The organism is Nostoc sp. CMAA1605 (assembly GCF_021596505.1).
GTDB lineage: Bacteria > Cyanobacteriota > Cyanobacteriia > Cyanobacteriales > Nostocaceae > Trichormus.
On the sequence record NZ_PJIZ01000020.1, the window covers coordinates 25,619 to 47,453 of the forward strand.

The 21,835-nt window shown below is 38.3% G+C and carries 19 protein-coding genes; 13 read left to right on the top strand and 6 right to left on the bottom strand.

Features of this window, described 5'->3' with window-relative positions; translation table 11 throughout:
* Positions 1 to 165 precede the first annotated feature (165 nt).
* Together CV014_RS09740 and CV014_RS09745 are read right to left on the bottom strand one after the other, a co-directional pair.
* Positions 166 to 4,248, bottom strand: a complete 4,083-nt coding sequence (locus tag CV014_RS09740; protein WP_236141833.1) for a hypothetical protein — start codon at positions 4,246 to 4,248, stop codon at positions 166 to 168.
* A gap of 423 nt (positions 4,249 to 4,671) precedes the next feature.
* Positions 4,672 to 4,935, bottom strand: coding sequence for a hypothetical protein (locus CV014_RS09745; RefSeq protein WP_236141834.1), 264 nt, complete (start codon positions 4,933 to 4,935; stop codon positions 4,672 to 4,674).
* Between the two features lie 183 nt (positions 4,936 to 5,118).
* Between CV014_RS09745 and CV014_RS09750 the strand changes: the two genes are divergently transcribed.
* Entirely contained in the window at positions 5,119 to 5,793 is a 675-nt protein-coding gene (locus CV014_RS09750; RefSeq protein ID WP_103135626.1) for a Crp/Fnr family transcriptional regulator, read from the top strand.
* A gap of 13 nt (positions 5,794 to 5,806) precedes the next feature.
* On the opposite strand, the gene CV014_RS09755 is transcribed toward CV014_RS09750, so the two are convergent.
* On the bottom strand, positions 5,807 to 5,950 hold the full coding sequence (locus tag CV014_RS09755; protein WP_236141835.1) for a hypothetical protein: 144 nt from the start codon (positions 5,948 to 5,950) through the stop codon (positions 5,807 to 5,809).
* Here CV014_RS09755 and CV014_RS09760 point away from each other — a divergent pair.
* A complete protein-coding gene (locus tag CV014_RS09760) occupies positions 5,949 to 6,680 on the top strand; it encodes a DUF2232 domain-containing protein (protein ID WP_236141836.1) in 732 nt (243 codons plus the stop codon). The two genes, CV014_RS09755 and CV014_RS09760, sit on opposite strands and share 2 nt — an antisense overlap.
* Before the next feature lie 221 nt (positions 6,681 to 6,901).
* Here CV014_RS09760 and CV014_RS09765 read toward each other — a convergent pair whose 3' ends face one another.
* Both CV014_RS09765 and CV014_RS09770 read right to left on the bottom strand, forming a co-directional pair.
* On the bottom strand, positions 6,902 to 7,285 hold the full coding sequence (locus tag CV014_RS09765; protein ID WP_236141837.1) for an HNH endonuclease: 384 nt from the start codon (positions 7,283 to 7,285) through the stop codon (positions 6,902 to 6,904).
* Between the two features lie 75 nt (positions 7,286 to 7,360).
* A complete protein-coding gene (locus CV014_RS09770) occupies positions 7,361 to 7,606 on the bottom strand; it encodes a hypothetical protein (protein ID WP_442946899.1) in 246 nt (81 codons plus the stop codon).
* Between the two features lie 277 nt (positions 7,607 to 7,883).
* Here CV014_RS09770 and cobT point away from each other — a divergent pair, with 277 nt between their 5' ends.
* Together cobT and CV014_RS09780 are read left to right on the top strand one after the other, a co-directional pair.
* On the top strand, positions 7,884 to 9,059 hold the full coding sequence (gene cobT, locus CV014_RS09775) for a nicotinate mononucleotide-dependent phosphoribosyltransferase CobT (RefSeq protein ID WP_236141839.1): 1,176 nt from the start codon (positions 7,884 to 7,886) through the stop codon (positions 9,057 to 9,059).
* A gap of 104 nt (positions 9,060 to 9,163) precedes the next feature.
* Positions 9,164 to 9,481 carry a hypothetical protein gene (locus CV014_RS09780; protein WP_236141840.1) on the top strand — a complete coding sequence of 106 codons (318 nt, stop codon included), beginning with the start codon at positions 9,164 to 9,166 and terminating at the stop codon, positions 9,479 to 9,481.
* Between the two features lie 16 nt (positions 9,482 to 9,497).
* Here CV014_RS09780 and CV014_RS09785 read toward each other — a convergent pair whose 3' ends face one another.
* Positions 9,498 to 9,872: a hypothetical protein gene (locus tag CV014_RS09785; RefSeq protein ID WP_236141841.1), complete on the bottom strand. Its 375-nt coding sequence runs from the start codon at positions 9,870 to 9,872 to the stop codon at positions 9,498 to 9,500.
* A gap of 789 nt (positions 9,873 to 10,661) precedes the next feature.
* Between CV014_RS09785 and CV014_RS09790 the strand changes: the two genes are divergently transcribed.
* The 9 genes from CV014_RS09790 to CV014_RS09830 all read left to right on the top strand — a co-directional run bounded on the left by CV014_RS09790 (position 10,662) and on the right by CV014_RS09830 (position 21,814).
* Positions 10,662 to 11,468 carry an ABC transporter permease gene (locus CV014_RS09790; RefSeq protein ID WP_236141842.1) on the top strand — a complete coding sequence of 269 codons (807 nt, stop codon included), beginning with the start codon at positions 10,662 to 10,664 and terminating at the stop codon, positions 11,466 to 11,468.
* Positions 11,469 to 12,215, top strand: coding sequence for an ABC transporter ATP-binding protein (locus CV014_RS09795; RefSeq protein ID WP_236141843.1), 747 nt, complete (start codon positions 11,469 to 11,471; stop codon positions 12,213 to 12,215).
* A gap of 80 nt (positions 12,216 to 12,295) precedes the next feature.
* The gene (locus tag CV014_RS09800) at positions 12,296 to 13,228 is read left to right on the top strand and encodes an NAD-dependent epimerase/dehydratase family protein (protein WP_236141844.1); all 933 of its coding nucleotides are present in this window, start codon (positions 12,296 to 12,298) and stop codon (positions 13,226 to 13,228) included.
* A 12-nt stretch (positions 13,229 to 13,240) separates the two neighbouring features.
* Positions 13,241 to 13,981 carry a sugar phosphate nucleotidyltransferase gene (locus CV014_RS09805; RefSeq protein WP_236141845.1) on the top strand — a complete coding sequence of 247 codons (741 nt, stop codon included), beginning with the start codon at positions 13,241 to 13,243 and terminating at the stop codon, positions 13,979 to 13,981.
* 2 nt (positions 13,982 to 13,983) lie between these two features.
* The gene (locus CV014_RS09810; protein ID WP_236141846.1) at positions 13,984 to 15,462 is read left to right on the top strand and encodes a glycosyltransferase; all 1,479 of its coding nucleotides are present in this window, start codon (positions 13,984 to 13,986) and stop codon (positions 15,460 to 15,462) included.
* 83 nt (positions 15,463 to 15,545) lie between these two features.
* Positions 15,546 to 16,526, top strand: coding sequence for a GHMP family kinase ATP-binding protein (locus tag CV014_RS09815; RefSeq protein ID WP_236141847.1), 981 nt, complete (start codon positions 15,546 to 15,548; stop codon positions 16,524 to 16,526).
* A gap of 27 nt (positions 16,527 to 16,553) precedes the next feature.
* The gene (locus tag CV014_RS09820) at positions 16,554 to 19,523 is read left to right on the top strand and encodes a glycosyltransferase (RefSeq protein WP_236141848.1); all 2,970 of its coding nucleotides are present in this window, start codon (positions 16,554 to 16,556) and stop codon (positions 19,521 to 19,523) included.
* 92 nt (positions 19,524 to 19,615) lie between these two features.
* Positions 19,616 to 20,839, top strand: coding sequence for an FkbM family methyltransferase (locus tag CV014_RS09825; protein WP_236141849.1), 1,224 nt, complete (start codon positions 19,616 to 19,618; stop codon positions 20,837 to 20,839).
* 30 nt (positions 20,840 to 20,869) lie between these two features.
* Positions 20,870 to 21,814, top strand: a complete 945-nt coding sequence (locus CV014_RS09830) for an FkbM family methyltransferase (protein ID WP_236141850.1) — start codon at positions 20,870 to 20,872, stop codon at positions 21,812 to 21,814.
* Positions 21,815 to 21,835: the final 21 nt, after the last annotated feature.

Consider the following 21,835-nt stretch of genomic DNA (forward strand, 5'->3'; position numbering starts at 1 on the left):
ATTTGGGTTAGGGGTGTAGGGGTGTGGGGGTGTGGGGGTTTAGGGGTTTAAGAATTTCAATACCCGCCCAAAACGGTTGCACTAAAAAGCAAGGTTTCTAATCCTTGGGTTAGGTTGGGTGCTAGTTTTCCCCCTACACCCCTACACCCTTACACCCTTATACCCTCATATCCCTCTCACCACCGAGAAGTTAAGAGTATAAGGCTCATCCCAGGACTGCTGAGTGCTGGCTTTGACAGCATCTAGATAGCGATGGAAAGTTTGCAATTGGGTGAAGTCGGGACGATAGCCGAGATTTCCTTGTTTGGTAAATAGAGGTGTAGTAGCGATCGCCTGATAATCAGAATTAGTTTGCGATTGTTGTGTTAACCAAGTTGATTCAGGATTTATAGGAATTAATCCTGGTGGAATTTCCCCTTCTAAAAATGCCAAAAGTCTCTGCTGACAAGTGCTGGTATTAATACCGCGCCCTTCAAATAGTTGCAAAACTTCCCCAAACATCAAAGTCCGGTTGGGCAGCAGTCGCAGCAATTCTGTAAATAAGAAGTAATCTGTATACTGATGGCGAGATTCTTCTAAAACTTGGGGATGTAGTGCTAACAAAGCTAAACCATAGGCTACACGGCTACAGTTGGGAATGCCATTTTCACCCAGGTATGCGTCCTGAATTATCCTGGCGTTGGGAAGTTTCTGACGTAACCAACGATTCACCACGGCTAAATTTGCCACTCCCCCAGTCAAAATTGCTTGATTAATCGCTTCCGTGGGAATACCACGGGCTACTAATAGCTTATTCAATTCCCGATTCAACCGCCGCACAAAGGGAACAAAGACCTGAGTTTCTAAATCTCGACGCTGTAAAGTCCACTTTTGATCAGCTAATTCAAAACTAAAGGTTTCTTGACGTTGCAAAATCAGCTTTAAAGCTAAGGCTGCATCTAAGACCGCTTGTCCGAGTAGGGAACTTTCTAAGTGTTGTTGCAACAAAATTCTGGCTTGAATGTCAGGTTCTCCTACACGGGGTAATTCTAAATCATCTAAATTCAAACTTTGCCACTCTACGCCATCTAAATTAGGAAAGGCTGATTGCCATTGTGAAGCAGAATGATGAGTTTGCTGGCGATCCTCTGGGTTTTGCCAGCGAGATTGACGGTATTTGGGCGGTAATAACAATTGACAGATAATATCTTGTTCTATGCCTTTGCCTGCATAGGCAAAACCATGAACCATAAAATCATTGTGGGTGAGTGGCTGTATATTCTCTGGGACATCCACTAGTCCCATTTCCGTAGCGGTTGCACCGATATTAATCACCAAAGTATTGCCCATCATCGCCCCATCGTGACTTTGTACTGGGGTCAACCCTTTGTAGGTGCTGAATTGTACCTTTTCACCGTTAGCCCCATTCAGGACACTGAGTAGACTAGCGATCGCTTCTTCTATAAAAAATACTTGCTGTGGGTGCTGCACTAATCTACTTGTCAGTAAAGCTTCCCGCACATTAAAGCGATATTGTTCAGACCAGGTAGAAGGACAGTTACAAATTACACCAGCAATTTGACTGACAATCTCATGAAAGGTACTATCATCCAAACCCACGGCTGTCGCAATTAATCCTTGGGTGGTACTGTCGCGATCGGCTTTGAGAGTCAACAGTAACTTCGAGAGCGATCGCACCACCCAAATTAACGGCCCTGCCGAAAATTCATTGAATTGCAGCACAGGTTGCCATTTTTGCTGGTCATTTTTGTAGGGAATTGCCACCTGTAAGTAAGGTTTTAACTGTGCTGAGTACAGATGATTTTTCAGATGCGATCCTTGATTTTCTCCATGACTCTGTATTGGCGGTGCAGAAGCATTCGGCAAATACACCTCTGCGGGTAAACGGAAGGATTGCTGGAAAGTATTAGTTCCTGGTTGCTGTTCTGCTGACCAACAAATCGGATAAACAACGCCTGTAGAACGATTTAATAAAGTTGCAGAAATCCCCGTTGTCCCTAAATCAATACCTAAATACCAAACTGAGTCTAAAGTTTCAGGTGCAGTTTCTCTATTGTCAACGGGAGTATCAGGCGTGATTACAGAACTCTCGTAATTTGTAGTTGTGGCTTCCTTTTTTTTTTCAGCAGGGCTAAAGTCAGAGGTGGATGCTGTTTGGGGTGAAGCGATCGGCCGTGATGGGGCAACATCGAGACTTGGTGTATTGTCTTTTGCTTCTTGCTCTAATTGTTGCCGATCCTTTGCCCAAAACTCGGCACTTTCCAAACCAATGACTGGAGACTGGGGACTGGATGCTTCTAGTTTGGCTAAATCTTGATGTAATTTCAGCCATTGCTCTTCATTCAGGGAAATTTCTGGGAGATTGGCTAAAGAGTTGACTTCCGGCGAGAGTAAATTTTCCTGGGGTGAAGCGGCAATAAATTGTTCAGGTAATGATTCTGGTTGTTTTGGCGTTAATGGTAATGGTTCTGACTCAACTTTTTCCTCAACCACCGCTAAATTATCCGTTATCTCAGGTTTAACTGCTAACGGTTCTGTAATTGGTGGTGATGGTGGCGGCGTAGTATTGGGGGTAGTGACTTCTAATGGCGGAACTGCTAAAGCTTCTGTAATATTTACATCCCCAAATAAATCAGTTAAAGATGTAATTGTATCTTCAGTAGCCGGTTGTAGTTCGGGCAAACCTAAATCATCATCAACACTCTGGGTTGGTGCAGTATCTGCAAACAGAGTTTCCAAACCCACCATTGGTTGTAAGTCGTCTACTTCATCCTCTAACTGGAGTGGCGATTCCTCCCAAGGTAGAGAGTCTATAGTCTCTAGTGACGCATCTGTGATTTCTGGGGAGTCAGGCTGATCCAAAAAATCTGTATCTGATTGATCAAACCAAGCATCCGGCATCATGGCGGCTGTATCAACTTCTGCCAGTACATTTTGCGGTGCTATAGATATACTACTAGCCGTATCTTCTTCTGATAAATCCGCTATGACTGACTCAGAAGTCAATTCCAGAATGGCGGTGAAATTGTCCATGCCAAACAAGCTGGCGTAAATTAGATCAACCTCATCATCTGTTGATTGCCCACTTTCTGGAGACAAGATATCTGGTGTAGTCAAATTGTCAGTAGAAATAGACTCATCAATACCCAGTTGCAAAAGCATCTCATCTAGTTCATTTGTCATCAGGGCTTCAAATTCTGACGTTTCAGGCTCGTCTAGAATGTTAGACACTGAGGCTGTTGCCACTGGCTGTGACTCTTCTAGTGTTAATGTATCAAATATATCAGTATTATCCGACTGCGATAAATTAGTAGTAGCTGTAGTAGTTGATAATATCGGCGTAGTCAGGGGTTGAGTTTCTAATTTAGAAGTATTTACAGGGTAATTAGCTAGATTTTGCTGTATAATTTGTGTCAAATTATTTAAGAGGTTTACTAGTAAATGTTCACCTTGTAAACCTGTACTGTGCATTCTCGTCAATGCTTGCGATAAAGAATCATGATAAGTATTAATATTGCGCTGTAGGGCATCAAAAACAACATTTACAGTCCCATCCAAAGATAGTAAACGTTGATCCAATTCCTGGGCTAGTTGTGTTAAGCGTTGAGTTTGTTCTGGTGCTTCCCACAAAGCTTGATGTTGGTTGGGTGGAATTTCTAGACTATTTTGATAATTTTGCGTTTCACTAGAGTGATTTGCCGCCGCCTCAATCATTTTGGGTGTTAAAGCGGGAACAAGGCGACTCATTAAAACTTGTAAAAATTCAGTAATAATTTGCTCTTGATTTGCCAATTGTTGGCTGAGAGAGTAATTATGTAATCGCTTCTGCTCTAACTGTCGAATTTCTTGCACCAAAATCGCCCGTTCTTGCAATAGGGCTGTAACTTCTCCTTGCAAGGGTTGGACACAGGCGGACAAATCATTTTGCAGCTGTGTTACCAGAGAATGAGTGTATTCTTGAAAATCGGGGGCGGGTGGTGTTGGTGGCGTGGGGGGATTTTGCCCTTGGTCAATAAACTTCACTAACAAAGGCGATTTAGGAGAAACTGTACTAGTGGGGTTCTGTTCAGAATTCTCTGATATTTCTGATGTTTGTAACTGAATTAAAAAATCACGCGTTCTTTCTAAAACTTCCTTTGGCTCTTGCGCTTGACTAGACAAAAGCTTAGGTAAGCGTTTACCACTGCTGTTAAGCAAGTTGTCAATATCTGCAATTAGTTTTTGAAGTTCATCTTTGCGGGAAGTCACTTTAAATTACCTTAGCTAAAATTTTAGGTTAACTGGCTGTGTAAATTAATTTACAATCAATTTTTGGGATGGATAACTGAAAATAGTAGCGTTGCGTCAATCAATTTTAGATTTTAGATTTTGGATTTTAGATTGACCCCGACTACAAGGGTACGGGGCTTGGGGATTGTAGATTGAGGATCTTAGATTTTTTTACCCGAATCTTAGGTGGGGCTTGTACCTAAAAAATCCTTGCATCACAAATCCAAAATCCAAAATTTCGAGAGTCAACAGTCAATTTGCCAGAGGTGATAGATTCCGCCCCACCGGAGTTAATCGCCATTGGACAATGATTTAGAGCTAGTGACAGTCTCAAAACATCAAAATATTCTGAAACTGCTAATATGAGGTAGTTTACTAGGCGATATTACAGTTTGAAGGACTTCATAGTATAAAAACACAAAAAAATTCAAATCGCCATGTTGAGTAATGAGTGCTGAGTGCTGAGTGCTGAGTGCTGAGTGCTGAGTAATGAGTAGTGAGTAATGAGTAATGAGTAATGAGTGCTGTTATTGGTAGCGCGTTGTTTAGCCGATGCTGAGTTGGGAAATAAATCCTACCTTGTCTACCTTCCAATCCCCAATACTTCGACAAGCTCAGTACAAGTCTCCAATCCCCAGTCCCCAATCCCCAGTCCCCAATCCCCAATCCCCAATCCCCAGTCCCCTATTCGCAAAAATTAACAACCTTGGATACCATAAGTTGTGTAAAAATCCTCTAATACACTTGCTTTTGCCACATACTGAGTTCTCTTTTAAAATTAAGTGTAAAGCGATCGCTTAGGCTAGATATAGCGTTTAGTTTCCCTTTAGCCGCTTGAATAATGTCGTAATGGAAGACAATCCCTGGATAAACTCAGCTCCCTTTTTTCAAGGTTTACCAGAAACCTCTGTAGAAATAGCTCTTAACCATCTCGTAACCCGCACCCACCCAGCTAATCAAGTCATACTACTAGAAAATGACTGGGGGGGTTCCGTATATTTTATATTTGAAGGTTGGGTAAAAATTCGTACATATAATTTGGAAGGGAAAGAAGTAACACTAAATATTATTGGTAAAGGGGAATTGTTCGGTGAAATGGCGGCTTTAGATGAAGTACCCCGTTCTACAGATGTTATTACTCTGACACCTACAGTAATCGGCAGTATGCCAGCACAAGATTTTGTTAAATTACTCCATACAGAACCTTTAGCGGGAATTCGTCTATCACAATTGATGGCGCGACGATTACGCCAAGTAAATCGTCGTCTAAGGTTGCGAGAATCCGATAGTCAGTCACGAGTAGCAGATACATTATTATTTTTGGCAGACGGTCAAGGTAAACAAGGACAAACTGGAACGGAAATCCCTAATTTACCCCATAGAGAACTCAGCAGTTTGAGTGGACTAGCACGGGAGACTGTAACTAGAGTATTGACAAGATTGGAAAAAAAAGGCTTGATCAAGCGAGATCAAGACAATATTTGTATTCCCGATTTGTCAGCTTTAGAAAAAAGAATCGTTTAATCTAGGTTAAAGTTTACGAAGTTATGCTGTAAGGGTTTAGGGGAAAAATTTTAGATTTTAGATTTTGGATTTTAAATTGAATTCCAATCCAAAATCCACTCATTGAATCGCCCAATCCCCAATCCCCAGTCCCCAGTCCCCAGTCCCCAATCCCCATGAGTATTCTAAATTCCCCACACTCTGAACCAGAGGAAAATTCCGGCTCCGATTCTCAACCTTCAACCCAGAAATGGTCATATCATCCAGCAGAGTTAAAACGACCACAATTAAAGGTTGATGCGCCTTTAAGAATGGTAGAAACAGCGTTTTTAGCTAGTACGGCTAGTTTGATTTGGTTTATTAATTTTTACTTTCCTTTGGGGCCAGTCTTACGAATATTTTTCCCTGTCCCCATCGCTTTAGTTTATCTCCGGTGGGGTAAACGGGCTGCATGGATTGCTGCTGTTACTTCTGGGTTACTTTTATCGGTACTCATGGGGCCAGTCCGCAGTTTATTATTTGTTATGCCCTTTGCCTTTATGGGCGTGCTACTTGGGGCTACTTGGTATCGTCGTGTTCCTTGGCTAGTTTCTATCACTTTGGGGACATTATTAGCAACTTTAGGAAACTTTTTCCAGTTGTGGTTGCTGTCTATTTTGTCAGGAGAAGACCTTTGGGTTTACACCATTAATCAAGTCACTAGATTGACAGATTGGATATTTTCGCTATTTGGATTGTTATCTAGTCCCAATGTGTTGTTCATCCAATTGGGTGCAGTAGCTTTATTTATTGTTCATAACTTCATCTATTTATTTGTAGTACATTTAGCTGCTTGGTTATTGTTAGATAGACTAGGTAATCCCATCCCTCGCCCACCGCATTGGGTACAAGTTTTGATGGATTATTAAAAGTTAGTTATTTATTAGTCATTAGTCATTAGTCATTAGTCATTAGTCATTAGACTAAATACAGTTCAGATAAGTGTTTAAATCTTAAATCAAACCTCATATATAGGAATTCGCTTTGATTCCTAAAATTGTTTGCGTAGGGAGGGAACTGGGAACACATGGAACAGGGAAGAAAAAATAAATGTGTACTGAGTTTTTTCTCCAAATCAAATACTAAATTTTCAACTTTGAATTGGATCATCTGCTGGTGGATGCCTGCCAATTTCTTTATCAGCACAACGAATATTAATTATTCTAGCTCGGTTAAATGCTAATTCTGCAATTGTCGCACGTCCTGTTGCTGTCAAGCCAACAATCAAGAGTGCGTCCATTGACCAAATAAAGTGTTTTTGCCAACTATCAATGCGTGGGTTAAATAAAGGTACTTCTGATGAAGAATATTCATCAAAGGCTTTAATTTTGTCTGATTTTTGGCGATTGCAATGAAAACAGGCTAAAGCTAAATTATCTATTGAATTCGCGCCACCTTTGGTAAGAGGAATTACATGGTCTACAGTGAAGGAAACATATTGCCACTGTTCTGATGCGTGACAATATTCGCACAAAAAATTAGCTCTTTGTCGTACTTGATGTTGAGTAGCCTAACTAATGTATCGATTCACAGACAAATCTCTAATCCCCTATAATTCACTTTGACTTTCAATTAGTGCTGAATTTCTGATCATCCGATTTACTAAACTCAGATAATCATCTAATTCTTCATATTCATCAAGTTCTTTTTCTTCTTCTAAAGTAATTGTTGATTCTTTTTGTTTAATTAATAATGCTTCAATTCTCCCCTGAACTAAGCTAGAGGCTCGAAATATTGGCACTCCTTCTACTAACTCAATACGGATAGCACCATCTAATGGCAGGGCCTTGGGCAAGTGCGACAATTTTATCGGTAAATTGGTTTTCATTGTGTAAGTTTTAAAATATACATTACAAAGATAAGAAACTGATCATGAGCTAATAATTTTACTGAAATATGAAACTAATAAAATCATTTTGTCATTGTATCCTGAAAATTATAAGTCTCATTTCAATTACTACTAATTATTGTTAACTACTGAGGTTAAATTAGTTTTTCACTGTATACTTTGCAGTTTGTATATTTTGTACTTATTTAACTTGTTCTATAGTTAAACTATACTCTTAAAGTTTATGATTAATATTTATACTGAAAAAGAACAGGGCAAAGCGTGGCTAGAAAAGTATCATGGTTGTTTACCTTTGTTTACCTGTGTTCTAGGTTTTACAGAAACTGCTTTAATCCCAGGAATATCCGCAGCTGGTTTGACTCCAGAGGATCGGAAATATACTGCTTGTGCTGATGCTGAGTTCTTATATTATGGTGCAAATCACAAACCCCAATACTCTCTCCCTCCTCTGACGGCTGGAGCTTCACCTGTGCTGATTTCTCGTGCTGTTGTAGAGTCATTAAATATACCGTTGTATTTATTTAATGCTGGGTTAAGCCAAACTTTATCCTTACCCGCAATTGATTTAGGTGGCTCTTCGGCTCAGTGTTTAAGTACAGGTAAAGCAATGGATTTAACGACTGTACATAAATTATTGCAGCAAGGGCTACTTTGGGGCGATCGCCTCGCTACTCAAACACGCGAAAGTTATCTAATTCTGAGTGAATGTGTCGTAGGTGGAACAACTACAGCTTTAGCAATTTTGACTGGTTTGGGTATAGACGCGATCGGCAAAGTGAATAGTAGTCACCCCATTTGTAACCATGAACAAAAATGGCAAGTCGTACAACAAGGTTTGCAGAAAATGCACCAAAAAAATCAGGGGGACAAGGTGGAAAAAACTTCCTTGTCTCCCCAGTCTTCTAACTCTGCTGTTGATCCTTTGGAATTAGTTGCGGCGGTGGGTGATCCCATGCAAGTAGTAGTGGCGGGAATGGCGATCGCAGCTAGTCGCCGTTGTGGTGTGATGTTAGCAGGTGGAACGCAAATGCTAGCGGTTTATGCTCTCATGAGTGCGATCGCCGAAACTTACAATTTATTTTGGCAGCCAGCAGCAGTAGTTGTGGGAACAACTCGCTGGGTAGCAGAAGATCCCACAGGTGATACAGTGAATCTCACCCTCAGTTTAGGCAAAAATAGCCACTATCCTAGTAGCCCCACACCTCCTTTACTCGCTACTCAGCTGAGTTTTGCTCATTCAGCTTATCCCCAACTCCGAGCCTATGAACAGGGATTTGTCAAGGAAGGCGTGGGTGCGGGTGCTGCTTGTATCGCCGCTAGTCTTAGTCACAATTGGCAACAATCAGAACTTTTACTAGCGATCGAAACCCAAATTCAAAAACTCAGCCAAATTATTTGAGCGTCCGTTAGCGAAGTTAGACCAAAATACAATGATGTAGAGACGTTGTGTAAAACATCCTTACAGAGCAGAATCAAGTGCATCTTCGATCAATACAGGACTTTGTGATCGGAACAAAGTTTGGGGAAGCAATCCCAACATCAAGAGAGATTACTACCCTGCGGGAACACTTTGTGAACGCGATCGCTCGTAATGACGAAGTTAAATTATTTTTGCGTAAGTCCAGCAATAAACACTATCACGACTCGTTACTCATTACTCATTACTCAGCACTCATTACTCATTACTCAGCACTCGTTACTCAGCACTCAGCACCGGCTGAACGCCGCGCTACCGCTAACAGCACTCATTACCCCGCCTCACTTTGCCATAAAAACAAAAATACCGGACTCATAACTTCCGGCAAATTTTCATCGGAGTAAATTTAACTATCGCAACTTAATGTATTCTTTCTCTCAGTAATTGTTCTTCTAAAGCCGCAATCCGATTGTAGGCTGCTGTCAGCTGTGCGGTAAGTCTCTGTATTTGAATTTCTGGTGATAAGCTCTTTTCTCCACTTTGGCTGCTCGTATCTAAATAAATGCCATCGATTAATACATCCTTGTGTTCTAATTCTGAAGTGATGCTGAATTGTCCTTTGAACTGAGAATAGCTAATCTCTCGATTCTCATGAAAACTCTCTTTGGCTTTTGTTCTAGCTAAAGAACATTCTGAAATAGCTTGTGCTACTTTTGTGTCAAGTTGCTCAATAAACTGGTAGAGGGCATCCAGTTTATGACTTACAGTTAGGATTTGTTGTTGTAATGGCTCCATTTAATACCCTCGTCTGCACATTTTCTATATGTTATTCAATTTACTGGCAATGTTAAACATACTTATGAATTATTTAATTATTCACATTTTCCTTGGGAATGCGATACACAGTTAATCATTTCGATATATCACTCAACATTTTTCTCATTTAATGCTCATCTTTATATTGAGATTAATTAACTTTCTGGCTAAAGTGCAGAAATAATCAGCGAATCGGCATTAATTTTTTCAGCATAATTCCTGTGTAGTAAGGGCTTCAGCTCTGCTCTTATGCAAATTGAGAAATCAACATCATCAGTTTTGGTTGCTGATATCAATGAGACATCATTAGCTTTGTATTCCATCTCTGAAATAGTTGATAAATGAATGAAATTTAATTGATTATCTGCCTGTGTCTAATGCAGGCTAACAATGGCCAGACTTTTGTCAATTGTTGTTAGGTCTTGGCGATCGCTATCCACAATACTTGATATAGTCTGATAGTCGCTCAAGACTGGCACAGAGATACGTAAGTATTTTTAGTTGACTTTTACAGAGTAGTGTGACTATAAAGAGGTTAATAATTCCTGACAAATAATTTTAGGAACTAACCGACAAGTAAACTGGTCTGGCGGAATGTAATTATTGGGTAATCTATGGTGGCTATGAGACAAGACTTGATGAACCTGGCTGACGCTCAGTCATGATGGGGAAAATATAGGTTAAGTCCTAGTTTCGTGCAGAAATGTACTCGCTAATACGATAGAATGCGCGAATGACAGATGTGTGCTGTGTGGTCTTGGAGTGCGAATGACGCTTTCAATTCAAAAGAGTTTAAATTGGCTACAAATACGCCGCTACTGGGAGTTGCTGCAAGTCTTGGTCATGCGGAATCTCAAAGTGCGTTACAGAGGTTCTCTACTAGGCGTGTATTGGTCACTATTGAACCCCTTGATTATGACAGCACTCTATAGTGCAATTTTTGGTGCGACATTCGCATCTTATTACGGTAATTCCATCGTCAACTACGTGCTAGCCGCCTTTACTGGCTTAGTCGTGATTAACTTCTTCTCATCCTCCACATCCCAAGCTTTATCTAGTGTCGTCAATAATGGGGCGTTGTTAAATAAAATTCGTCTCCCTGTGAGTGTCTTCCCCGTCTCAATGGTGGTAGCCAATATTTTTCAGTTTGCAGTGGGAGCATTTCCCTTATTAGCTGCGATCGCACTCATCAATTCTAAAAGTATATTAAATGTGTTAGCATTACTACTTCCATTGCTGTCCCTAATTTTAGTGTGTGCAGGAGTGGGATTCTTAGTTAGTGCGCTTTATGTGTTTTTTCGAGATTTACCTTACTTCTATGAGTTAGTCGTGTTCGTACTGTGGATTAGCAGTCCTGTATTCTACCCAGCGGCCATTGTACCACCCCAAGTTAAACCGTTTTTAGGATTAAATCCACTGTCCCCAATCATTGAAAGTCTACGTCAAATTACTTTATCTGGTAATCTACCAGATTTAAATTTAATTTGGGGGGCTTTGCTCAGTGGCATCATAATTTTTGCCTTGGGATGGACTTGTTTTCATATGTGGCGACATCAGTTTATGGATTTACTCTAGATGGAACTTATTCGATTAGAACAAGTATCTCTGTGGCGGCGGACGCAAGAAGAATTTTCCTATGACTTAAAAAAGACAGTTCTATCGCTGATTGAAGGTAAGTACCGTAAGCCTGCACGTAAGTTAGTTCTTGAGCAGATCAATCTGGTTGTTAACTCAGGTGAAAAAGTAGGAATTATTGGCGCAAATGGTTCAGGTAAATCAACACTGCTGAAAGTAATTTGTGCTATTTTACAGCCAACCAATGGTACAGTCAGAGTTAGGGGACAAATTGCACCTTTGATTGAACTTGGTGCTGGTTTTGATGCTGAGATTTCCGTAATGGATAATATTCTCCTGTATGGAGTTCTCTTAGGTTTTTCCAGGGTAGAAATTCAAAAAAGAGCCTCTTCGATATTAGAGTTTGCAGAATTAGAAGATTATGCTTTAGTACCCGTTAAGGGTTTATCTTCTGGTATGGTAGCTAGGTTAGGATTTGCGATCGCTACAGATGTACAACCGGATATCCTGATTCTCGACGAAGTTTTATCTGTAGGAGATGAAAAATTTAAAAACAAGTGTAAGCAAAGAATCGATAAATTTTGGGACGCAAACGCCACAGTCTTAGCAGTTTCCCACGATTTAGAATTTATCAAAAATTCGTGTAACCGAGCAATTTGGTTGCACAAGGGACAAATACGGTTTACAGGTGATGCAGAAGAAACTGTAGATTATTATCTACAAGCAGTCAGAGAAGGTAACACCTAAATTTTTATTTTTCAGTAACAACTTTTACTAAAAAGCTCTTTTAGTTGTAAAATCTCACTCAGAGTAAGCTAGGAGCGAGTATGAAAGTATTAATTACTGGAGGTGCTGGTTATATTGGGTCAGTGTTGACACCAACTTTATTAGCTCATGGTTATGAGGTGACTGTACTAGATAATTTCATGTTTCACCAAAATAGCTTGGCTGATTGCTGTCAATATGACGGGTTTCAAATCGTCAGAGGTGATTGCAGAGATGAAAACACTATTAAACTTCTGCTCAAAGATGCTGATGTCATTATTCCCTTAGCAGCATTAGTAGGCGCACCATTATGTAAAAATGATGCGATCGGTACCCAAACAATTAACTCCGATGCTGTCAAAATGTTGTGTAGGCTAGCCAGTAAGGAACAACGCATTCTCATGCCAGTCACAAATAGTGGTTACGGCATCGGTGAACCAGGAAAGTTTTGTACAGAAGAAACACCTCTACGCCCAATTTCTTTATACGGAATCACGAAAGTAGAAGCCGAGCAAGCTGTTTTAGAAAGAGAAAATAGCATTACGTTTAGATTGGCTACTGTCTTTGGTATGTCCCCCCGTATGAGGGTTGATTTGTTAGTCAATGACTTTGTTTATCGTGCTGTCCATGACCGAGCAGTTCTAGTTTTTGAAGGTCATTTTAAGAGGAATTATATCCATATTCGTGATGTTAGCAAAGTATTTTTGCATGGCATTGTCAATTTTGCAACCATGAAGGGTAAACCCTACAATGTTGGATTAGAAGATGCGAATTTATCCAAATTAGAACTATGCGCTGAAATTAAAAAACATTTACCCAACTTTGTATATCTAGAAGCTCCCATCGGTGAAGATCCAGATAAGCGCGATTACATAGTTTCCAACGCCAGAATTTTAAATACTGGCTTTGAACCAGATTGGTCTTTAAGCCGAGGTATTCAGGAATTGATTAAAGGTTATACAATCTTACGCAACAGCTTGTATTCTAACGTTTAGTAGAGTGAGCTTATGTCATTTCCCCCAAATGATGTCATAGCTGTAATTTTAGCCGGTGGGTACGGCACACGCATCAAACACCTATTAGACGGTGTGCCTAAACCTATGGTGTCAGTTGCAGGTAAACCTTTTATTGAGTGGGTTGTACGTTATCTAAAAACACAAGGCATTACAAAAGCCGTCATTTCCACAGGTTATCTAGGAGAAGTTATAGAAAAATATTTCCACACACAACCTGTTGATGGCATACAAATTATTTGCTGTCGAGAAACCAAACCACTAGGCACTGCTGGGGGTTTTTTAAATGCTGTACATCTCAGTGGAAAATCGCCTCATGCTTGGTTAGTCGTTAATGGCGACTCTCTAGTTTTTGCCAACTTGGCATTACTTAGTCATCATCTTTCTGGTAATAAAACTAGTGGTGTAATTCTTGGCTTATCAGTAAGTGATACTTCCCGATATGGTTCACTAGTATGTAATCAGTTAGGTGAATTAGAAAAATTTGCAGAAAAACGTCCAGGTTCTGGAATAATAAGTGCAGGAGTATATTTATTAAGAAACTCTTTGATGAAAGAATTTCCAAATACATTACCTTTGAGCTTTGAAAATGAGGTATTCCCCTTATTAATAAGTCAAAATTTTAGCTTGCAAGTAGCTATTACTGATGCTCCTTTTTTGGATATAGGCACTCCTGAATCTTTACCACAAGCTGAATCTTTCATTTTGGATAATCATCAGCAATTTACATGGTAAATATGGTTACACCTTACTCTATTTTGAAAAAAATCATTCCACCTCCGATTAGAGCATTCATTCGAGATTTAGATAGTGCTTATCATGCACTAGAAGAACGAATTGATGCACAAAAACAACACATTAATAAATTAGAACAATCTTATAGTAATTTAGAAATTACTCATAATAACCTCAAAGACTGTTACCAGCAATTACAATCTAATTACCAAGAATTAGATGTAGAATATTTTGATTTAGTAATTAAGCACTTTCTTGATAGAGAAGATTTCGCTCAAGAGGATTTTTGTAATCAACTATACACTGCTCTAAATAGAAATAATATTCCCCAAACAGACTATTCAAATAAACAGAGTAAACGGATTTGTATTTTAATTCCTGAAGATATTCGTTATTTTTACCCCACTATTAAGTTAGTTGCAGATCAAATAACAGAGATAGGAATTGATGTAGATATATTCTGTCTCTGTTTTGGTGATCAAGAAGAATTAAAATTAAAACATAATTTTAATACTATTAGTTATCAAACTACCTGTAATCATCACTATACAAAATCTGGTAAGCTAGAGTTTATGGCTAAAGCTTTCATACAGTTAAAGATGTATGATGCTTACATAGGATTAAATGATTTGGGTTTAGCAACTGCCTACTTTATCTCCAAAAAAATCTTCCATAAACCACTAATTGCTTATATGTTGGAAATCCCATCTATTCAGGAGAATTTTGATAATTATGTTGCATCTTTATTTGATAAGGTAGATGCTTTTGTAGATGTAGACCCAGGTAGATTGAAATATCGTCTTACACACGCGTCAATTACTAACACTCGGTTCTCAATTCGGAATTTAACTCGTCAGAAAGAAATCCTTAATATCCAACCTTGTGAAGAATTTAATCAAAATCCTTCATTGGTTTTATGGTATCACGGTACTATTAGTCGGTTTCATGGCATTACAGAAATTCTGGATGCTTATTATAAGAGTAAATCAATAGCAGAATTACATCTGACTGGATCATTTCTACTTCATGAAGATAATCAGCAATTGTTGAAACGGATTGAAAAAGAAAATAAACCAGTCCTTATACACCAACCTGTACCTAGAGATATTATACTGAAACGTGCTGCTGAGTTGGCAAGTATAGCCATTTGTTTTTACCCTTTCCGATACTCGAATTCCCATGATTATTTAGGTAGACTATATGCAAATCCAGCAAAAGTTTTCGATTACATGGCTTTAGGCATCCCTACTATTACATCAGATAATCCTAATTTAGTTGAATATGTTCAAAATGAAGGTTGGGGAATTTGTGTTCCACCTGAAGATTCAGATGCTGTAGCTGAGGCAATCGATTTGTTAGCTCAAGACGAGCCAAGGCGTTTAAGCATGAGCAGGAAAGCCAAAGAATTATTTGAATCTAAATATAATCTAGAGCAAGAGGTTAATCCTTTTATTAATTGGTTGAAATCTTATTTAAATTAAAGTATCTCTATTAAGTTTATTTATTAAATAGCCATTTAAATAAAACCTGTAAAAGCCAACAACATCAATTGTTTATAAGAATTATGCTAATATCTCGCGCTCCTGTTCGTATTAGTTTTTTTGGTGGTGGAACTGACTACCCTGAATATTTTATTCAACACGGAGGTGCTGTATTAGCCACAGCAATTGATAAATTTTCCTACATTACGGCTAGTCCCTTTTTTAGCCGCTTATTTGATTATTCAATTCGACTTTCCTATCGCAAAGTTGAATTAGTCAAAAACGTAGACGAAATTGAACATCGTGTCTATCGTGAGTGTTTAAAATTTTGTGGTTTAGACAAAGATATTGAATTACATAATGTAGCAGATTTACCAGCTTTTACAGGACTAGGTTCTTCTTCAGCATTTACAGTTTCCTTACTGCACGCCCTCCACAGTTTTAAAGGAGAATTTGTCAAACCTCTCGAATTAGCCTATGAAGCAATTTATGTAGAACGTCACTTAGTTCAGGACAAAGTGGGCTGTCAAGATCAAGTTCTAGCCGCAGTTGGTGGTTTTAATTTGGTTGAATTTAGGGCTGAAGACAATATTATTGTTAACCGTGTACCTCTATCCCCACAACGCTTACAAGAATTTGAACAGCATCTTTTCATCGTTTTTACAGGTATTAGACGCAAGGCAGCTGATGTTGTGGCCCAACAGTTGCAAAAAGTCGGGGACAACAAAGCCACTTTGAAGGAGATGCGATACATGGTTGATGCAGGATGGGATATTTTAACTAGCAATCGACCATTATCAGAATTTGGCGATTTACTACATCGTGCATGGTTAGCTAAACGTAGCCTTGATGGGAGTATTTCTAATACAGAAATCGATCAAATTTATCAGATGGGGATAGAAGCTGGGGCTTGGGGTGGCAAATTATTGGGAGCAGGCGCAGGTGGATTTATGTTATTTTTTGCCCCTCCAGAATGCCACAAAAACTTACACAGTTGCTTTAATAAGCATCAAATTTTAAGTGCTAAAACTAATGCGCCTGGTTCGCAAATAATCTTTTCTTAGAAACGTATTGAAAAAAACAAAAAACATATGAAAGTTTTAATTGTAGATTTTGATTTATTTAATAAGATTGGTGGTGGGCAAACATTTTATCGGAGTTTAATTGAGAAGAATCCCCAGATTGATTTTTATTATTTCATAGTTTCCGAACGCTTAGAAAGCACTCGTCCTAGCAATGCACACCCTATTGTTTATCGAGAAAGATATCATCTTGCGGATTATGTAAAATTCTTGGATTTGACCCCACCAAAATGGATTTACCGCGCATTTATCTTAGCTAGCAATATAGCTGCTTCGGTAGCTGGACAGCGTTTTGATGTTGTAGATTTGCCAGATTATGAACAAGTGGGTACTATGCTCAGACCTGCACTCAGACATCATAAAGTGGACTTTGAGCATCTTGCTTTGTCGATGCATGGCAATATATCCACTTCTATTCAGATGGATTGGTTTTATGGTGGAAAAGTTGATCAAACCTTAATTTGGCAAGAGAAAATACAATACAGTGTGGTTGATATTCGCTACGGTATCAGTCAGACTTATTTAGATGAGTGGCGAGAAGTTTTTGATTTGAAATCTTGTTATCTAAATCCTTTGTCGGTGATCTCACTGCCTAAACCTAAATTAGCTACTAATTTAGACGAATTACCAGACCTGAATTTTGTCGGTCGCACAGAAAGGCGTAAAGGCCCCGATATTTTTGTCGATTTGGCTTGGTGGCTACCTAGTTCTAAGTTCAAAACAGCTAATATTATAGGCCCTGACAGTTTTGATTATAAAGGTGAATTAGGCTCAGGACTGCTACTTTATCAAATGGTGAATAACCGCATCAAAGATGAAATTAAATTATTGCCATCTATGAGCCATGAACAATTATATGAACAGGTGTTTTCCAGAAAATCTGTAACTTTCTTGCCTTCTAAATATGACACATTTAATTTAACTGCTCTTGAGTCGTTATTCTCTGGCTGTCCGACTGTGATCGGAACTGGAGCTGGGGTTGTGAGATTTTTACAAGAGATTTATCCTAATCTACCTTTAATAATTATAGATCCGAACGACATTTATTCTTGTATTCCTTCTCTGATTGCATTATTAGATAATTATGATAACTATCGTTATCAATTAGTCGAATATTTATCTCAGGCTAAACCAGAAATATCTGGTTTATCTGTAGAAGCAATATACGAAAGTCAGCCAGCATATGATAAATCTATGCGTCGTGAAACAGAAACCTGGTATTCTAAACTAATAAAACTTCAGGATGAACGCAGATTTTTGGCTACGACTAATTATATAAAAAAAGATATAGTAAGGAATTTGAAAAAGCAAATTAGTCCAGAAATTAAGCGAGGATTAAAAAATATCAAATCTTGGCGCATTAATCCTCAAAAGTTTCTCAAAGAAAAGGTAAAGGCTATTTTAAGCAAGGATAATTATGAAAACCTCAAAATTGTGGATCAAGGGCTAAAAGCACTATCTTTAGTTGATAGTTATCAATATATCTTCAATTTAGGTGAAGGCAATCAAAAAGAATTAGCTGGTAAAGTTAGTAGTTGTTGGAATTTTGCTTCTGAGCATCGAATTGACCGTGTGAGAATCTGGAGAGAGATTGCCAGATTAGAGATGCTCCAGGGTAATGATATAGTTGCTGCAACTTATCAGATTAGATGTATGCGATCGCTTGGCTATGATTATTTTAATGATCTGCCCAATGTCGTATCTATACTACAAGCCAATGGCTTTAATCGAGAAGCACTAGCAGCTGAAGCTATGTATGGAAACTTTCCAGATCAATATGAACGTTGTCAAGCAATGATCAATCAGGCTTTAGCAGACAACAAATTTAATCAAAAGTGGGAGTACGAATTCCTCGATGATCGGCGGACTTCCTCCAGCTACCGGGTTTCCATTATAGTTTCACTGTATAATGCTGCTGCAAAACTCCCTTTATTTTTACAAACACTCAAGCTCCAAACTTTGATTCAAGCTGGTGTTGCGGAGGTAATTCTGGTTGATAGCGGTTCTCCTGGTGATGAATATCGCGTATTCAAGCAGGTGATGGAATCTCTAGATATTCCTATTGTTTATGCACGATGTGCTGAACGTGAAACCATACAGAGTGCGTGGAATCGCGGAATCGACCTTGCTCGTTCACCATATTTGACTTTTTTGGGTGTTGATGAAACCATACTGCCTGAGTGTTTAGAAATCTTAGCGGCAGAATTAGATGTAGATCCGACACTAGATTGGGTACAAGCGAACAGTTTAGTGACAAATGTTGATCAACATGGCTCATGGATGAGTGATGTAATGGTTTATGACCGCAGAGGTTATCAACAACATTTAGTTTATTTAGAAACCTGTTACCTATCGTGGGTAGGTGCGCTTTATCGTCGGTCTATTCATGATAGGTTCGGTTTCTATGATGCCACTTTTAGAGCAGCAGGAGACACAGAATTTAAGAGTCGCATTTTGCCATTCATTAAAACTAAAGCCATACCCCAAACTTTGGGAGTTTTTCGGAACTATCCAGATGAGCGAACTACACAACATCCGAGAGCAGAAATAGAAGATTTACGCGCTTGGTATTTGCATCGGACTTTAGCTGGAGTCGAATATGCTTTTGGAAATCATGACCCTCAAGAAGTTGAGGAATTATTCTATAGCTGTTTAAAATACCGCAAATCATACTGTCAACACTGGAGTACAGATGTAGAGTATGCCTACAATGTAGGGTGTTTTATACAACAAAAATTCCCAGACTCACAAATTATAAAATACTTGCCAGGAACTAAAAGCTTACTAGATGTTTACAGAGCATTAGATTGGCTACCTCAGCTTTCTAAGCTCTTACCTGTTAATACGGTAATTCGCACAAATCGCGTAATTAAAGAAATTGAGCAACAGCATCAAAATATTACACTTACACCTATGTATAAAATCTTTAATGATAATCGTCACGAACAACACGCCTTTTTGTGGTTCACTGAGGTATAAAAACTGTCTAATTTCAGCTATTTACCAAGACAATTGACTGCTAGTTATCGATAAATGACCACTAAAAAATTAGATGATAACACTGTACTCGCATGAAAATTATAAAAAATTGGCTCAAAAATAAACTTCGTAATGGTTTGAAGATTGCAATATTAGAAGATGCTGTTAATCAACTCAGCAATAAATTTACTTCCTCCATTCCAGCATTAGAAAATTCTGTTAATCAACTTAATGATGCTGTTGCTAGAGATGTTCAGGGTTTATTTGGTGTTTCTTACTGGTATGAAGGTAACTTATGGGAACCTACCGTTCAAATTGCGTTACGAGACCTTTGTAAACCAGGCGATGTAGTTTTTGATGTGGGGGCTAACTTTGGGGGACTAACAAGTGTTATGTCCCGGATGGTAGGGCCAAAAGGTGTTGTATGTGCTTTTGAGGCAAGCCCAAGAATTATAGATAAATGTCAACGAAATTTAGTGTTAAATGGGTGTAATAATGTACAAATTTACAATGTTGCCGTCTATAGTAAGTCCAACGAAAAGGTACCAATTTACTTAGGCGGTCATCTTAATGACAGTATTTATTCATCTAATGATACAGATGTAGCAGCTTTTAATGTTTCAACAGTTGCCCTAGATGACTTTATCCATTTTACAGGTTTAGTCCCGAATTTAATCAAGATGGATATAGAAGGAGCAGAATTTGATGCCATTCAGGGTATGTCACACACACTTGTGAATATCAAACCACATTTGATTTTAGAAACACAGCCACAAGACACTAAGTGTCTTAGTTTCTTAAGGGAGAAAGGGTATGTTGCTATAGACTTAAATAATTATCATGAAGTTAAAAGTTCTAATGACTATCCTGATGGTGTTGCTATACGTAATAATCTTTATATTCATCAAGATAGATTATCAGAAACTCTCTACAAACCACCATTTATTTTTCATGAGATAAGTAGTTTTTCACAGGAAGATTTCACCAGTTCTGATAACTTAATTAGCTTAAAGTCTCCTATTAATCTTGATAAAGGTCGATATCTAATAGATATAGATTTTAGTGCCAAAGGTATAGATAACGAAATGATGTGTGGCGTAAAAATGGGTGACACTGTTATTTTTAGATATCATGCTTACACAAGTTTCCTAGCTCAAAGTTATCGGGATTGGATAGTTAATTTAACAGAATCTTCAGAAATTAATCTCTATTTTGAATTTTTGAATGGGACATTTGATGATACTTTTTTGATAAATCAAGCAAAAATATTCAGAATAGCTGAGTTTGATAATTCATCCTCTTGTTTGTATACATAGTGTAACTTAAATTTTCATTTATCAAATATTATGAACATAAAACACTGGTTAAAGTTGAAAATCCGTAGTGCTTTAAATTTGCCAGAAATTGAAGCATATATTCGTCAAATACATTTAGATACTTTAAATTTAAAAAACTCAATTCATAATTTACGCAGTTCAAATGACATCATATCCCCCTATGATGAATTAACTTTAGAGACAATAAGCTCATTTCTTCTAGAGTTAATAGATGCTAGTAAGCCAGGGTCAGTATTTACTTGCCAAATCAATGGCATGAATCTTTTAGCACCTATGGAATTGTTGCGTTTATATCCTCATTGCTTACATCCTCAAGCTACACAAAAACTAACTTATTGGGTAGAATCTCAACAATCTGATTGGTTATGTTCACATTTACAACCAGGTGATGTGGCTCTTGATATAGGCGCAGCCTTTGGAATCATCACTTTAGCTTTGTCAAAAGTAGTTGGTGCTGAAGGTTTCGTTCACGCCTTTGAACCATCAAGAACAGCACAAAATTGTCTTCAACAACTCTTGGAACTAAATCATGTTCATAATGTTACCTTGGTTAAGTCAGCAATAGCTGATGCTGCTGGATATACAGAGTTTATTGAATATACTTCAGACAATGATTTATCTTGGGCTTCTGATACTTCTACATTAGCATCACCAAGTATTAATCCCACGATGAATCATTTACGTTATGAAGTCGATGTGACCACTATTGATGAATATGTTGCTGCTCAAGATATTAAACCTAAAGCTATCAAAATAGATATAGAAGGCTTTGAACTTTATGCCTTGCATGGCGGAAAAAATACGCTGGAAAAGTTTTTACCATATCTTTGCATTGATATTCACAAGGATGTCAAAACTGGAGAATCTGCTTTACTGGCAGTCGAACCATTCTTATCAAATCTAGGCTACAAAATGAAAATGGAGGGTCATGCGCTTTATTGTACACCCAAATAAATTATTTTAAATACTCACAGA